Source organism: Burkholderia ubonensis subsp. mesacidophila (assembly GCF_002097715.1).
Classification (GTDB): Bacteria; Pseudomonadota; Gammaproteobacteria; order Burkholderiales; family Burkholderiaceae; genus Burkholderia; species Burkholderia mesacidophila.
Genome location: NZ_CP020737.1, coordinates 761,030 through 775,434 on the forward strand (window position 1 = coordinate 761,030; position 14,405 = coordinate 775,434).

General features: G+C 68.4%; 11 protein-coding genes. 5 read left to right on the top strand and 6 right to left on the bottom strand.

Annotated features, from left to right (window positions below; all coding sequences use genetic code 11):
• Positions 1-3: 3 nt before the first annotated feature.
• The 4 genes from secD to queA all read right to left on the bottom strand — a co-directional run bounded on the left by secD (position 4) and on the right by queA (position 5,163).
• Positions 4-2,028: a protein translocase subunit SecD gene (gene secD, locus B7P44_RS03685; protein ID WP_084900781.1), complete on the bottom strand. Its 2,025-nt coding sequence runs from the start codon at positions 2,026-2,028 to the stop codon at positions 4-6.
• A gap of 106 nt (positions 2,029-2,134) precedes the next feature.
• On the bottom strand, positions 2,135-2,461 hold the full coding sequence (yajC, locus tag B7P44_RS03690) for a preprotein translocase subunit YajC (protein WP_084900783.1): 327 nt from the start codon (positions 2,459-2,461) through the stop codon (positions 2,135-2,137).
• Positions 2,462-2,704: 243 nt separating this feature from the next.
• Positions 2,705-3,901: a tRNA guanosine(34) transglycosylase Tgt gene (gene tgt, locus B7P44_RS03695; RefSeq protein WP_084900786.1), complete on the bottom strand. Its 1,197-nt coding sequence runs from the start codon at positions 3,899-3,901 to the stop codon at positions 2,705-2,707.
• 197 nt (positions 3,902-4,098) lie between these two features.
• The gene (gene queA / locus B7P44_RS03700; RefSeq protein WP_084900788.1) at positions 4,099-5,163 is read right to left on the bottom strand and encodes a tRNA preQ1(34) S-adenosylmethionine ribosyltransferase-isomerase QueA; all 1,065 of its coding nucleotides are present in this window, start codon (positions 5,161-5,163) and stop codon (positions 4,099-4,101) included.
• Between the two features lie 160 nt (positions 5,164-5,323).
• Between queA and recG the strand changes: the two genes are divergently transcribed.
• The 5 genes from recG to ubiA all read left to right on the top strand — a co-directional run bounded on the left by recG (position 5,324) and on the right by ubiA (position 12,668).
• Positions 5,324-7,654 (top strand): ATP-dependent DNA helicase RecG, encoded by a 2,331-nt coding sequence (gene recG, locus B7P44_RS03705; protein WP_084900791.1) that lies wholly within the window; start codon positions 5,324-5,326, stop codon positions 7,652-7,654.
• Between the two features lie 125 nt (positions 7,655-7,779).
• Entirely contained in the window at positions 7,780-8,739 is a 960-nt protein-coding gene (locus B7P44_RS03710) for a LysR substrate-binding domain-containing protein (protein WP_084900794.1), read from the top strand.
• Between the two features lie 461 nt (positions 8,740-9,200).
• Positions 9,201-11,387, top strand: a complete 2,187-nt coding sequence (gene katG / locus B7P44_RS03715; protein ID WP_084900797.1) for a catalase/peroxidase HPI — start codon at positions 9,201-9,203, stop codon at positions 11,385-11,387.
• A 110-nt stretch (positions 11,388-11,497) separates the two neighbouring features.
• Positions 11,498-11,662: a hypothetical protein gene (locus tag B7P44_RS37065; RefSeq protein WP_088511408.1), complete on the top strand. Its 165-nt coding sequence runs from the start codon at positions 11,498-11,500 to the stop codon at positions 11,660-11,662.
• A 142-nt stretch (positions 11,663-11,804) separates the two neighbouring features.
• Positions 11,805-12,668: a 4-hydroxybenzoate octaprenyltransferase gene (gene ubiA, locus B7P44_RS03720; protein ID WP_084900800.1), complete on the top strand. Its 864-nt coding sequence runs from the start codon at positions 11,805-11,807 to the stop codon at positions 12,666-12,668.
• 131 nt (positions 12,669-12,799) lie between these two features.
• On the opposite strand, the gene proC is transcribed toward ubiA, so the two are convergent.
• Both proC and B7P44_RS03730 read right to left on the bottom strand, forming a co-directional pair.
• A complete protein-coding gene (proC, locus tag B7P44_RS03725) occupies positions 12,800-13,612 on the bottom strand; it encodes a pyrroline-5-carboxylate reductase (protein ID WP_084900803.1) in 813 nt (270 codons plus the stop codon).
• A 22-nt stretch (positions 13,613-13,634) separates the two neighbouring features.
• Positions 13,635-14,333: a YggS family pyridoxal phosphate-dependent enzyme gene (locus B7P44_RS03730; protein WP_084906380.1), complete on the bottom strand. Its 699-nt coding sequence runs from the start codon at positions 14,331-14,333 to the stop codon at positions 13,635-13,637.
• Between the last annotated feature and the right edge of the window lie 72 nt (positions 14,334-14,405).

Here is a 14,405-nt window from a genome sequence, read left to right on the forward strand (position 1 = left end):
GCCTTATTGGGTCGAGCCCGGTTTCTTCGGCGGCAGGCCGGCCTGTGCGCGGTTGCGCAGCTGCGGCTTGCCGGCGCGCGGCGCGTCGCCCTTCGCGGGCGCGGCGAGCTTCGCGGCGCGCGCGGTGTCGGTCGATTCGTCCGCGGCGTCGAACGATGCGGCGCCGGCGGTCGCGCCTTCCGGCTTCCACACCTGGCCGATCGCGAGCGACTTCAGCTTCTTGCGGCCGCCGTACCAGAGGTTGACGAGTCCGCGCGAGAAGAACACCGCGGAGAACATCGACGTCAGGATGCCGAGGCAGTGCACGATCGCGAACGCGCGCACCGGGCCCGAGCCGAACGCGAGCAGCGCGAGGCCGGCGATCAGCGTCGTGACGTTCGAGTCGAGGATCGTCGCCCACGCGTGCGAGTAGCCGGCCTGGATCGCGAGCTGCGGCGGATGGCCGGCGCGCAGTTCCTCGCGCACGCGCTCGTTGATCAGCACGTTCGAGTCGATCGCCATGCCGAGCGCAAGTGCGATAGCGGCGATGCCGGGCAGCGTCAGCGTCGCCTGCATCAGCGACAGCACCGCGACGAGCAGCAGCAGGTTCACCGACAGGCCGATCACCGAGATCATGCCGAACAGCATGTAGTACGCGGCCATGAACACGGCGATCGCGGCAAAGCCCCAGATCACCGAGTGCACGCCCATCTTGATGTTGTCGGCGCCGAGGCTCGGGCCGATCGTGCGTTCCTCGATGATGTCCATCGGCGCCGCGAGCGAGCCGGCGCGCAGCAGCAGCGCGAGGTCGGCTGCGGCCTGCGGGGTCGGCTGGCCGGTGATCTGGAAGCGGTCGCCGAGTTCCGACTGGATCGTCGCGACCGTCAGCACCTCGCCCTTGCCCTTCTCGAACAGCACCATCGCCATCGGCTTGCCGATGTTCTCGCGCGACACCGCGCGCACTGCTCGGCCGCCTGCCGAGTCGAGGCGGATGTTGACCGACGGGCGCTGGTGCTCGTCGAAGCCGGCCGACGCGTCGATGATGCGGTCGCCGGTGAAGATCACGTCCTTCTTCAGCAGCACCGGCGCCTGGTTGCCCTGCGTGAACAGCTCCTCGCCCGGCGGCACGGGGTCGTTCGGGTTCGGGTGCGTGTTGATCGGATCGGCGAGGCGCGCTTCGAGCGTCGCGGTGCGGCCGATGATGTCCTTCGCCTTCGCGGTGTCCTGCACGCCCGGCAGCTCGACGACGATGCGGTCGCTGCCCTGCTGCTGCAGGATCGGCTCCGACACGCCGAGCTCGTTGACCCGGTTGTGGAGCGTCGTGAGGTTCTGCTTGAGCGCCGCGTCTTCGACGGCTTTCTGCACGGCCGGCGTGAACGTGCCGACCACCTGGACGCCGCCGCCGCCGGGCTGGGTCGCCCATTGCAGCTCGGTGACCGACGACGCGAGCACCTTGCGGGCGTCTTCGGCCGTTTGCGGGTCGCTGAAGTTCACGACGACGGATTGATCGACGCGGCTCACGCCACCGTCGCGGATGTTCTTGTCACGCAGCAGCGTGCGGGCGTCGGACGCGTCGGAATCGAGCTTCTTCGTCAGCGCGCCCGTCATGTCGACCTGCAGCAGGAAGTGGACGCCGCCGCGCAGGTCGAGGCCGAGATACATCGGCAGCGCGTGCAGTGCGGTCAGCCAGCGCGGCGACGCGCTCTGCAGGTTCAGCGCAACGACGTACTGCGGATCGTTCGGGTCGGCGTTCAGCGATTTCTGCAGCAGGTCCTTCACGCGCAGCTGCGTATCGGTGTCCTTCAGGCGCACGCGGATGTTCGCGTTGGCGGCCGTGTTCTCGAAGGTGACGTCGTCCGGCTTGATCTGCGCGGTCGTCAGCGCGGCTTCGACCTGGCTCAGCGTCGCCGAGTCGAGCTTGACCGTGGCCTTGCCGCTCGACACCTGCACCGCCGGCGATTCGCCGAAGAAATTGGGCAATGTGTACAGAAAGCCGATGGCGAGCGCCACGACCATCACGACATATTTCCAGATTGGGTAACGATTCATGAGGGGGCCGAACGGGGTAGTTGGCTTGAAAGCGTCGCGTCCGGCGCCGCGGCGGCCCGCTTCTCGGGCGGGCGCGGCGCGGGGAGCCGGACGCTCGGACCAGGGCTTACAGCGACTTGATCGTGCCCTTCGGCAGAATGGTCGTGACAGCGGCCTTCTGCACGGTGATTTCGGTGCCTTCGGCGATCTCGACGCCGATGTAGGCTTCCGAGACCTTCGTCACCTTGCCGACGACCCCGCCGCTCGTGACGACCTCGTCGCCCTTGGCCATGGCCGAGAGCATGTTGCGGTGCTCCTTCTGGCGCTTCATCTGCGGGCGGATCATGATGAAATAGAGCACGGCAAACATCAGGATGAGCGGCAGGAAGCTCATCAGGCTCGATTCGGCGCCACCCGCGGCACCTTGCGCGAAGGCATTGGAAATAAACGGCACGTTGGTCTCTCCGTAAGGGAAGATCGAAAATTAAGCCGGTTATTCTACCACCGGCCCCAAGCCGCAACGGCGTGGCAAATGCGCTTTGGGATCAAGCTGTTAAAGCGGTAATCGGCGCCATTGTGGCTTGTTAAGAAAGGCAATTGTAATATTTGCCGGTCCGGGTCGATAGTTTTCCGGACTCTTTTAGTACTTGTCTCAGTCGGCGGACCGCGCCGGCGTGTCGCGCGGCCCGCCGACCCGTCAGTCGACCCCTCTTGCGCGGTCCTCCGCGAAGCGCTGGCGGAACGCGTCGAACGTATGGGTCTCGATCGCCTCGCGGATCTCGCTCATCAGCTGCAGGTAGTAGTGCAGGTTGTGGATCGTGTTGAGCTGCGCGCCGAGAATCTCGCCGACCCGGTGCAGGTGGTGCAGGTAGCCGCGCGAGAAGTTCTGGCACGTGTAGCACGCGCAGCTCGGGTCGAGCGGCTTCAGCGAATTCTTGTGCGTCGCGTTGCGGATCTTCACGTCGCCGAAGCGCGTGAACAGCCACCCGTTGCGCGCGTTGCGGGTCGGCATCACGCAGTCGAACATGTCGATGCCATTGGCGACGCCGTCGACGAGGTCCTCCGGCGTGCCGACGCCCATCAGGTAGTGCGGCTTGTGCGCCGGCAGCTTCGGGCCGACGTGCCGCAGCACGCGCATCATGTCTTCCTTCGGCTCGCCGACCGACAGCCCGCCGATCGCGAGGCCGTGGAAATCCAGCTCGGCGAGGCCCGCGAGCGATTCGTCGCGCAGGTCCTCGAACATCCCGCCCTGGACGATCCCGAAAAGGGCGTTCGGGTTGCCGAGCCGGTTGAACTCGTCGAGCGAGCGCTTCGCCCAGCGCAGCGACATCCGCATCGAGTCGGCCGCTTCCTTGTGCGTGGTCGGCACGCCGTTGGTCGCGTAGGGCGTGCACTCGTCGAACTGCATCACGATGTCCGAGTTCAGAACCTTCTGGATCTGCATCGACACTTCCGGCGACAGGAACAGCTTGTCGCCGTTGATCGGCGACGCGAACGTGACGCCGTCCTCGGTGATCTTGCGCAGGTCGCCGAGCGAGAACACCTGGAAGCCGCCCGAATCGGTGAGGATCGGCTTGTTCCAGCCCATGAAGCCGTGCAGGCCGCCGTGCGCGTCGATCGTGTCGAGGCCCGGCCGCAGCCACAGGTGGAACGTGTTGCCGAGGATGATCTGGGCCTTGATCTCGTGCAGCTCGCGCGGCTGGATCGCCTTCACGGTGCCGTAGGTGCCGACCGGCATGAAGATCGGCGTCTCGACGACACCGTGGTTGAGCGTCACGCGGCCGCGCCGCGCGTGGCCGTCGGTCGTCAGCAAGTCGAATTTCAGGCCGTTGTCGGGGCGCGCGTGCGCGTGCCCGGCGTGCATATCGTGATCGTGGGAAGGGCCTTCGGTCATCGTGTCGTGCTCCTTGCCACCGGAAAAAGCTTTGCATGGGACCGGAGTATGCGCTAAAGCGCCAACTCCGGATCGCAAGTCCGGCGCATGTTGAGGACGCCGCCGGGACGCCGGCGGCGGTAAAAAAACGGGGGTGCGCTACTGTAGCGCGCTGCGCGGGTGTCCGACAGCGTTGCGCTTGCGGCCGCGCGCGAGGCTTACGCGCCTGCCTGCGGCGTGTCGCGGCGCGTGAGCAGCATCGCGTCGCCGTAGCTGAAGAAGCGGTAGCGCTCGTCGATCGCGTGCTGGTAGGCGGCGCGGATCGTGTCGACGCCCGCGAACGCCGAAACGAGCATCAGCAGCGTCGATTTCGGCAGGTGGAAGTTCGTCACGAGCCGGTCGACCACGCGAAACGCGTAGCCGGGCGTGATGAAGATGTCGGTCTCGGCCTGCGTCGCGGCGAGCGGGCGGCCCGCTGCGGCGGCGTCGCGCGCCGCGGCTTCGAGCGCGCGCATCGACGTCGTGCCGACCGCGATCACGTTGCCGCCGCGCGCGCGGGTCGCGGCGATCCGGTCGACCAGCGACTGCGGCAATTCGTACCACTCGCTGTGCATCTTGTGCTCGGCGATGTTCTCGACCCGCACCGGCTGGAACGTGCCCGCGCCGACGTGCAGCGTCAGCGTCGCGCGCTCGACGCCCATCGCGTCGAGCTTCGCGAGCAGCGGCTCGTCGAAGTGCAGGCCGGCCGTCGGCGCGGCGACCGCGCCCGGGTTGCTCGCGTAGACGGTCTGGTAGCGCGTCTCGTCGGTCGCGTCGGGGTCGTGCTCGATGTACGGCGGCAGCGGCAGGCGGCCGTACTGCTCGATCAGCGTCAGGCACGGCGCCGGGAAGTGCAGCGTGAAGAACGGCTCGACGCGCTCGCCGACCGTCACGTCGAACGCGTCGGCCAGCGTCAGCGTCGTGCCGGGCCCGGGCGACTTGCTCGCGCGGATCTGCGCGAGCGCGGTGTGGGTGCCCGTCACGCGCTCGATCAGCACCTCGACCTTGCCGCCGCTGGCCTTGTGGCCGAAGAAGCGCGCCTTCAGCACCTTGGTGTCGTTGAACACGAGCAGGTCGCCGGGCGCGATGCACGACGGCAGCTCGGCGAAACGGCGATCGACGAGGCGGGCCGGCGCGGCCGTGTTGTCGACCTCGAGCAGGCGGCTCGCGGTGCGGTCGGGCAGCGCGGTTTGCGCGATCAGCTCGGGCGGCAGATTGAAATCGAAATCGGAAAGCGTGAACATGCGGGCTGGTTCGAAGCGGCCGGCGCGCGCTGCCGAAAGGCTAAAACGCGTAAATGGGGCGCGCGAGCCGCTATGATGGCGGGGTCGCGGCTTGGCCGGCGTCGCTCGTTCGGACGACGTGAAAGCCGCTATTGTACTTGCGAAGCCCTCTGCCGATCCGATGCCTGTGTCACCACGCCGTTCCACCGCCGCCGCCGTTGACGATTCCGCCGACCCGTTCGACGCGGGCGAGGCCGCGCCGCCCGCGCCCCGCACGGGGTCGCGCCGCGCGGCGCCGCGTCGTGGCGCGGACGGCCGGCTCGCGCAGCCGGCGGCCGCCGCGCCCGACGTGACGGCCGTCGAGGGCGAGATGGTTGAGCCGGCCGCGCCTATGCCGGCCGCACCTATGCCGGCCGCACCCAAGCGCAAGAAGGCCGCGGCCGACAAGCCGGTGAAGACCGCCGACAAGCTCGCGAAGCTCGGCCTCACGCGCTCGATCGACCTCGTGCTGCACCTGCCGATGCGCTACGAGGACGAGACCACGCTCACGCCGATCGACGAGCTGCTGCCCGGCGGCATCGCGCAGACGGAAGGCATCGTGTTCGACAACGAGGTCGCGTACCGGCCGCGCCGCCAGCTCGTCGTGAAGATCCAGGACGACGACGGCGCGCAGCTCGTGCTGCGCTTCCTGAATTTCTACGGCTCGCAGGTCAAGCAGATGGCCATCGGCCAGCGGCTGCGGGTGCGCGGCGACGTGCGCGGCGGCTTCTTCGGGATGGAGATGGTGCATCCGGCGGTGCGCGTCGTCGACGAGCACGCGCCGCTGCCGCAGGTGCTCACGCCGGTCTATCCGAGCACGGCGGGCGTATCGCAGGCGTACCTGCGCAAGGCGATCGAGAACGCGGTCGAGCGCACGCCGCTGCCCGAACTGCTGCCGCCCGAGATCGACCGCGCGTACCTGCAGCCGCTCGGCGTGCCGTCGCTCACGGAAGCCGTGCGGATCCTGCATCACCCGGGCGTCGACTCGGACGAAGCCGCGCTGATGGACGGCTCGCATCCCGCGTGGACGCGCATCAAGTTCGACGAGCTGCTCGCGCAGCAGCTGTCGCTCAAGCGCGCGCACGAGGAGCGCCGCACGCGTGCCGCGCCCGCGATGCCGCGCCGCGCGGCGGGCGACGCCGGCGCGTTGACGACGCGGTTCTACGCGGCGCTGCCGTTCACGCTGACGGGTGCGCAGTCGCGCGTCGTCGACGAGATCGCGCACGACCTGACGCTGCCGCACCCGATGCAGCGCCTGTTGCAGGGCGACGTCGGCAGCGGCAAGACCGTGGTCGCGGCGCTCGCGGCCACGCAGGCGATCGACGCCGGCTACCAGGCCGCGCTGATGGCGCCGACCGAAATCCTCGCGGAGCAGCACGCGCGCAAGCTGCGCGGCTGGCTCGAGCCGCTCGGCGTATCGGTCGCGTGGCTCGCGGGCAGCCTGAAGGCGAAGGACAAGCGCGCGGCGATCGAAGCCGCCGCGCTCGGCACCGCGCAGCTCGTGATCGGCACGCACGCGATCATCCAGGACGCGGTCGAGTTCGCGCGGCTCGGCCTCGTGATCGTCGACGAGCAGCATCGCTTCGGCGTCGAGCAGCGCCTTGCGCTGCGCGCGAAGGCCGCCAACGCCGCGGACGGCGCGCAGGGCTTCCAGCCGCACCAGCTGATGATGTCGGCGACGCCGATCCCGCGCACGCTCGCGATGACCTACTACGCGGATCTCGAGGTGTCGACGATCGACGAATTGCCGCCGGGCCGCACGCCGATCCTGACGCGCCTCGTCGGCGACGCGCGGCGCGAAGAGGTGATCGCGCGGGTGCGCGAGGCCGCGCTGACGGGCCGCCAGGTCTACTGGGTCTGCCCGCTGATCGAGGAAAGCGAGACGCTGCAGCTGCAGACGGCCGTCGAAACCTACGAGACGCTCGTCGCCGCGCTGCCCGAGCTGAAGGTCGGGCTCGTGCACGGACGCCTGTCGCCGGCCGACAAGGCGGCGGTGATGGACGCATTTACGCGCAACGAGGTGCAGCTGCTCGTCGCGACGACGGTGATCGAGGTCGGCGTCGACGTGCCGAACGCATCGCTGATGGTGATCGAGCACGCGGAGCGCTTCGGCCTCGCGCAGCTGCACCAGCTGCGCGGCCGGGTGGGGCGCGGCACCGCGGCGTCGGTGTGCGTGCTGCTGTACAGCGGGCCGCTGTCGATCGCGGGCCGCGCGCGGCTGAAGACGATGCGCGAGACCACCGACGGCTTCGAGATCGCGCGGCGCGACCTCGAGATCCGCGGGCCGGGGGAATTCCTCGGCGCGCGCCAGTCGGGCGCCGCAATGCTGCGCTTCGCGAACCTCGAGACCGACGGCTGGCTGATCGAGCCGGCCCGCGAGGCGGCGGCGCGGCTGATCGCCGCGTACCCGGACGTCGTCACGCAGCATCTCGCGCGCTGGCTCGGCGCGCGCGAGCAGTATCTGAAAGCGTGATTGCAGATTGAGGGCCGGATTTAAAAGCGCCGTTTTGCGCGTCAGATTGCGGAGAAACTTGGCGAACCGGTGCCACAGGGTGTATAAAATAAACCTATCGCCTGTATATATTTGATTGACCCGCAATGACACTGACTGAACTGAAATACATCGTCGCAGTCGCGCGCGAGCGGCATTTCGGCCGCGCGGCCGAAGCGTGCTTCGTGAGCCAGCCGACGCTGTCGGTGGCGATCAAGAAGCTGGAAGACGAGCTCAACGTACAGATTTTCGAGCGCGGCGCGAGCGAAGTGAGCGTCACGCCGATTGGCGACCAGATCGTCACGCAGGCCCAGCGCGTGCTGGAACAGACTTTCGCGATCAAGGAGATCGCGAAGCAGGGCAAGGACCCGCTCATCGGGCCGTTCCGTCTTGGCGTGATCTACACGATCGGACCGTACCTGCTGCCGACGCTCGTCAAGCAGATGATCCAGCGCGTGCCGCAGATGCCGCTGATGCTGCAGGAGAACTACACGCTCAAGCTGCTCGAACTGCTGAAGCAGGGCGAGATCGACGCCGCGATCATGGCGCTGCCGTTCCCGGAAACGGGCCTGATGGTGCGACCGCTGTACGACGAGCCGTTCGTCGTCGCGCTGCCGGCCGGCCATCCATGGGAGAAGCGCCACCAGATCGACGCGGAGGACCTGAAGCAGGAAACGATGCTGCTGCTCGGCAATGGCCATTGCTTCCGCGATCACGTGCTCGGCGTGTGCCCGGAACTGATGCGCTTCTCGCAGACGGCCGACGGCATCCAGAAGACCTTCGAGGGCTCGTCGCTCGAAACGATCCGCCACATGGTCGCGAGCGGCGTCGGCATCACCGTGCTGCCGCGGATGTCGGTCGCCGAGATCGGCCCGCGCGCGAACGGCCCGGACGCCGAACTGCTGTCGTATGTGCCGTTCAACGAGCCGGTGCCGGACCGCCGCGTCGTGCTCGTGTGGCGCAAGAGCTTCACGCGGATGCCCGCGATCGATGCGATCAGCGAGGCGATCGCCGCGTGCGACCTGCCGGGCGTCGCGAAGCTCGACATGCCGGCGACGATGAACTGAGCGGGCGCGGCCTGTGGTCGCGGTTCAGGGGCGGGGCCTTGCGGCCCCGTTTATTTTTGACTATCGTATAGATGAAATTTATTGATTTCAAAAAATCAATAGCGATGTATAAAATTCTCTGTATGGATCGAGCGGCGCCGCGCACTGGCCCGCATGTTCAATGCAAGCGTCAACGGAGGGTGTCATGATGCATTCGGTGATGCAGCACGCGCAGCGGAACAGCCCGTCGCGCGGAAAGGTCGTCATTCGCGCCAGGGCCGCGATCCGGAGCTTGCGCCCGATTGCGTTCGCCTACCTGGCGGAGCGCACGTACGGCGGCTGAACACGCCGGCCGGGCATCGATCCCGGCACCACGCAGTACACGGGAGAGGGTCTCCTGTTTTTCCCCGCAGTGACCGTCCGCCGACGGTGCCGGTTTCCGGGCCGAGCAGGCGGACGCAGATGATCATAGGAGAAGACGCATGTCGACTGAAAGCAAGTGCCCGTTCCATCACACCGCAGCCGGCGGCACGTCGAACAAGGACTGGTGGCCCGAGCAGCTCAACCTGAATATCCTCCATCGGCATTCGTCCGTGTCCGACCCGATGGACGAGGCGTTCAACTATGCCGAAGCGTTCAAGCAGCTGGATTTCGCGGCCCTCAAGCAGGACCTCCACGCGCTGATGACGATGTCGCAGGACTGGTGGCCGGCCGACTTCGGCCACTACGGCGGCCTGTTCATCCGCATGGCTTGGCATAGCGCCGGCACGTATCGCACGGGCGACGGCCGCGGCGGCGCGGGCGGTGGCCAGCAGCGCTTCGCCCCGCTCAACAGCTGGCCCGACAACGGCAACCTCGACAAGGCGCGCCGGCTGCTGTGGCCGATCAAGCAGAAGTACGGCCGCAACATATCGTGGGCCGACCTGATGATCCTGGCCGGCAACGTCGCGCTCGAATCGATGGGCTTCAAGACCTTCGGCTACGCGGGCGGCCGTGCGGACACGTGGGAACCGGACGACGTCTACTGGGGTGCGGAAAAGATCTGGCTGGAGCTGAGCGGCGGCCCGAACAGCCGCTACTCGGGCGACCGTGATCTCGAGAACCCGCTGGCCGCCGTGCAGATGGGCCTGATCTACGTGAACCCGGAAGGCCCGGACGGCAACCCCGACCCGATCGCCGCGGCGCGCGACATTCGCGAGACCTTCGCGCGGATGGCGATGAACGACGAGGAAACCGTCGCGCTGATCGCGGGCGGCCATACGTTCGGCAAGACCCACGGCGCAGGGCCCGCGTCGAACGTCGGCGCCGAGCCGGAAGCCGCGGCCATCGAGGCGCAGGGGCTCGGCTGGAAGAGCAGCTACGGCACCGGCAAGGGCAAGGACGCGATCACGAGCGGGCTGGAAGTCACGTGGACGACCACGCCGACGCAGTGGAGCCACAACTTCTTCGAGAACCTGTTCGGCTACGAATGGGAGCTGACGAAGAGCCCGGCCGGCGCGCACCAGTGGGTTGCGAAGAACGCCGACGCGGTGATTCCGGACGCGTTCGATCCGTCGAAGAAGCACCTGCCGACGATGCTGACGACCGACCTGTCGCTGCGCTTCGATCCGGCCTACGAAAAGATCGCGCGGCGCTTCTACGAGAACCCGGACCAGTTCGCCGACGCGTTCGCCCGGGCGTGGTTCAAGCTGACGCACCGCGACATGGGCCCGCGCGCACGCTATCTCGGCCCGGAAGTGCCGGCTGAGGCGCTGCTGTGGCAAGACCCGGTGCCGGCCGTCGACCACGAGCTGATCGATGCCGCCGACGCTGCGGCGCTGAAGGACAAGATCCTCGCATCGGGGCTGTCCGTGTCGCAGCTGGTGTCGACCGCGTGGGCGTCGGCGTCGACGTTCCGCGGCTCCGACAAGCGCGGCGGCGCGAACGGCGCGCGCATTCGCCTCGCGCCGCAGAAGGACTGGGAAGCGAACCAACCCGCGCAGCTGGCGAAGGTGCTGGCGACGCTCGAAGGCATCCGCGGCGCGTTCAACGACGCGCAGACGGGCGGCAAGCAGGTGTCGCTCGCGGACCTGATCGTGCTGGCCGGTGCAGCGGGCGTCGAGCAGGCGGCGAAGAACGCGGGCCAGACGGTGACGGTGCCGTTCGCGCCGGGCCGCACGGATGCGTCGCAGGAGCAGACCGACGTCGAGGCGATTGCCGTGCTCGAGCCGCACGCGGACGGCTTCCGCAACTACCTGAAGGGCAAGTACCGGGTGCCGGCCGAGGCGCTGCTGGTCGACAAGGCGCAACTGCTGACGCTGACCGCGCCGGAAATGACGGTGCTGCTGGGCGGATTGCGCGTGCTGGGCGCGAACGTCGGGCAGAGCGCGCACGGCGTGTTCACGGACCGGCCGGAGGCGCTGACCAACGACTTCTTCGTGAACCTGCTCGACATGGGCACGGAGTGGAAGCCGGTCTCGGCCGACAACGACGTGTTCGAAGGGCGCGATCGCGCGACGGGCAAGGTGAAGTGGACCGGCACGCGCGTGGACCTGGTGTTCGGCTCGCACTCGCAGCTGCGGGCGCTGGCCGAGGTCTACGGCAGCGCGGATGCGCAGGAGAAGTTCGTGCGCGACTTCGTCGCGGTCTGGAACAAGGTGATGAACCTCGACCGCTTCGACCTCGCGTAATCGCGACGCATCGCTGTTGACGCACTGACAGCGGGTAACGGGGAAACGGCCGGTCGCGAGACCGGCCGTTTCCGTCTGAGGGATCTGTTTTATCTGAAGGAGTCACGATCATGACGCAGCTGATGCTGGATATGCGCGTCGCGCTCGCCGCGCCGGTGACGCGCGCGCCTGCCGCCGTACTGCGGCGCTTCGTCGGTTTCGCGATCGCCGGCAGCGGCGCGGCCGTGCTGGTCGCGCAGGCGTTGCAACATCTTGCCGCCGTCGCGGGCAACTGAGCGCGAGTCCGTTTCGCGCAAGGGGGCGGATCGCGACCCGGGCTACGCTCGGGCAGCCCGCGTGCGCCGTATGGCCGCCTCAACATGACGCGAAGCGCCGCCCGGCTCTAAAATGCCGGGGTTATCTTCCCGGTGCTCCGCCATGCTCGCCCGCTTTCCCCTGTATCTGCGGCTCGTCCGGATGGACAAGCCGATCGGTAGCCTGCTGCTGCTCTGGCCGACGCTCAACGCGCTGTGGATCGCGTCGAACGGCCAGCCGCGCTGGTCGCTGCTCGTGATCTTCGCGCTCGGCACGCTGCTGATGCGCTCGGCCGGCTGCGCGATCAACGACTACGCCGACCGCGACTTCGACCGCCACGTGAAGCGCACGGCCGACCGTCCGCTGACGTCCGGCAAGATCCGGGCGTGGGAAGCGATCGCGATCGCGGTCGGGCTGGCGCTCGTCGCGTTCCTGCTGATCCTGCCGCTCAATACGCTGACGAAAGAGCTGTCGGTCGTCGCGGTGATCGTCGCGGGCACCTATCCGTTCATGAAGCGCTTCTTCGCGATTCCGCAGGCGTACCTGGGCATCGCGTTCGGCTTCGGCATCCCGATGGCGTTCGCGGCCGTGCAGGACACGGTGCCGATGCTCGCGTGGGTCATGCTGATCGCGAACGTGTTCTGGTCGGTCGCCTACGACACCGAATACGCGATGGTCGATCGCGACGACGACATCAGGATCGGCATCCGCACGTCGGCGCTCACGTTCGGCCGCTTCGACGTCGCGGCGGTGATGGCATGTTATGCGGTCACGCTCGGCATCTACGTGTGGGTCGGGCTGACGCTCGGCTTCGGCCTCGTCTACTGGGCGGGGTGGGCGGCGGCGGCCGGCTGCGCGGTGTATCACTACACGCTGATCAAGGATCGCGAGCGGATGCCGTGCTTCGCCGCGTTCCGGCACAACAACTGGCTCGGCGGCGTGCTGTTCGCCGGGATCGCCGCGCACTACGCGGTGGGCGGGCTCTGAGCGCCGGCGACGGCGGCGCGTCCTGCGCCGGAAAAGAGAAAGCGGCCCACGGGCCGCTTTTCTGTTTGCGCGAAGGGTCGAGCGGGTGCGGTCGCCGGCCGTAGCCGTCCCGCACGTTCCGCCTATGCCGCTTAAGCGCGCCCGAGCTCGTCGCCCATTTCCTTCGCGCGCGCCTCGGCCGCGAGCGCGCCGCGCACGATCGCTTCCTTGACGCCTTGCGCGTCGAACGACGCGAGCGCGGCCGCCGTCGTGCCGCCCTTCGACGTCACGCGCTCGCGCAGCACGCCGGCCGGCTCGCCGGATTGCGCGGCGAGCTGCGCGGCGCCCGTGAACGTCGCGACCGCGAGCGCGCGGCCCTGTTCGTCGTTCATCCCGAGGCGGCGCGCCGCTTCCTGCAGCGCTTCGATGAAATAAAACACGTACGCGGGGCCGCTGCCCGCGATCGCGGTGACCGCGTCGAGCTGCGACTCGTCGTCGAACCAGACGATCTCGCCGACCGCGCCGAGCACGTTCGACGCCAGCTCGCGGCCCGCCGCATCGACGCCCGGCAGCGCGGCGAGCCCCGTCACGCCCATCCCGACGAGCGCCGGCGTGTTCGGCATCGTGCGTACGACGCGTGCGTAATCGCCGAGCCAGCGCGACAGGTCCGTCGCGCGGATGCCGGCCGCGATGCTGACCACGAGTTGCGATTTCAGATGCGGCGCGAGCGCCTGCGCGACGTCCTTCAGCACTTGCGGTTTCACCGCGAGCACGATCGCGTCGTAGTCCGCGAGCGTCGCGTCGATCGCCGCGCCGGTGCGGATGCCGAATTGCTGCGCGATGCGCGCGCGGACGTCTTCGTTGACGTCGATCGCGTACAGGCCGTCCGTGCCGACGCCGCGCTTGGCGAGGCCGCCGATCAATGCCGCGGCCATGTTGCCGCCGCCGATGAATGCAATCTTCATGATGTCGGGAATAAGGAGTGGATCAATGGGAATAGTCGCGCGCGCCGAAGATCGCGGTGCCGACCCGCACGATCGTCGCGCCTTCGAGCACGGCCGCCTCGAGATCGGCGGACATGCCCATCGACAGCGTGTCGAGCGGCAGCCCGTCCGCGCGCAGCGCGTCGAACAACGCCCGCAGCGCGCGATGCGGCGCGCGCAGCGCGTCGGCGTCGCCCGCGGGTTCGGGAATCGCCATCAGGCCGCGCAGCCGCAGCGACGGCAGCGCGGCCACCGCGTGCGCGACCTCGGCAACGTCGGCCGGCGCGACGCCGCTCTTCGACGCCTCGCCGCTGATGTTCACCTGCACGCATACGTTGAGCGGCGGCAGGTGCGCGGGTCGCTGCTCGGCGAGCCGCTGCGCGATCTTCAGCCGGTCGATCGAATGCACCCAGTCGAAGCGCTCGGCGACGGGGCGCGTCTTGTTCGATTGCAGCGGCCCGATGAAATGCCATTCGAGTGCCGCGCGCAGATCGGCGAGCGCGTCGATCTTGTCGATGGATTCCTGCACGTAGTTCTCGCCGAATGCGCGCTGGCCGGCTGCGTGCGCGGCGCGCACCGCGTCGGCGGGAAATGTCTTCGAGACGGCGAGCAGCGTGACGGCGGCGGGGTCGCGCCCGGCCGCGCGGGCGGCGTCGGCGATGCGGCGGTGGACGGATTCGAGTTGGACGGCGAGATCGGACATGACGGGCGCGAGAGCAGGCACTGGAGCGGTCGCGCCGCCGGCGCGCGGCGCTTCGTTGCGCATCATTATACG

Excerpts from the sequence above, each read along its gene's own strand:
- ubiA (WP_084900800.1), top strand. The coding sequence starts at position 11,805 with ATGCTCGCCCGCTTTCCCCTGTATCTGCGGCTCGTCCGGATGGACAAG.
- B7P44_RS37065 (WP_088511408.1), top strand. The coding sequence starts at position 11,498 with ATGACGCAGCTGATGCTGGATATGCGCGTCGCGCTCGCCGCGCCGGTG.
- B7P44_RS03710 (WP_084900794.1), top strand. The coding sequence starts at position 7,780 with ATGACACTGACTGAACTGAAATACATCGTCGCAGTCGCGCGCGAGCGG.
- proC (WP_084900803.1), bottom strand. The coding sequence starts at position 13,612 with ATGAAGATTGCATTCATCGGCGGCGGCAACATGGCCGCGGCATTGATC.
- katG (WP_084900797.1), top strand. The coding sequence starts at position 9,201 with ATGTCGACTGAAAGCAAGTGCCCGTTCCATCACACCGCAGCCGGCGGC.
- secD (WP_084900781.1), bottom strand. The coding sequence starts at position 2,028 with ATGAATCGTTACCCAATCTGGAAATATGTCGTGATGGTCGTGGCGCTC.
- queA (WP_084900788.1), bottom strand. The coding sequence starts at position 5,163 with ATGTTCACGCTTTCCGATTTCGATTTCAATCTGCCGCCCGAGCTGATC.
- recG (WP_084900791.1), top strand. The coding sequence starts at position 5,324 with ATGCCTGTGTCACCACGCCGTTCCACCGCCGCCGCCGTTGACGATTCC.
- tgt (WP_084900786.1), bottom strand. The coding sequence starts at position 3,901 with ATGACCGAAGGCCCTTCCCACGATCACGATATGCACGCCGGGCACGCG.
- B7P44_RS03730 (WP_084906380.1), bottom strand. The coding sequence starts at position 14,333 with ATGTCCGATCTCGCCGTCCAACTCGAATCCGTCCACCGCCGCATCGCC.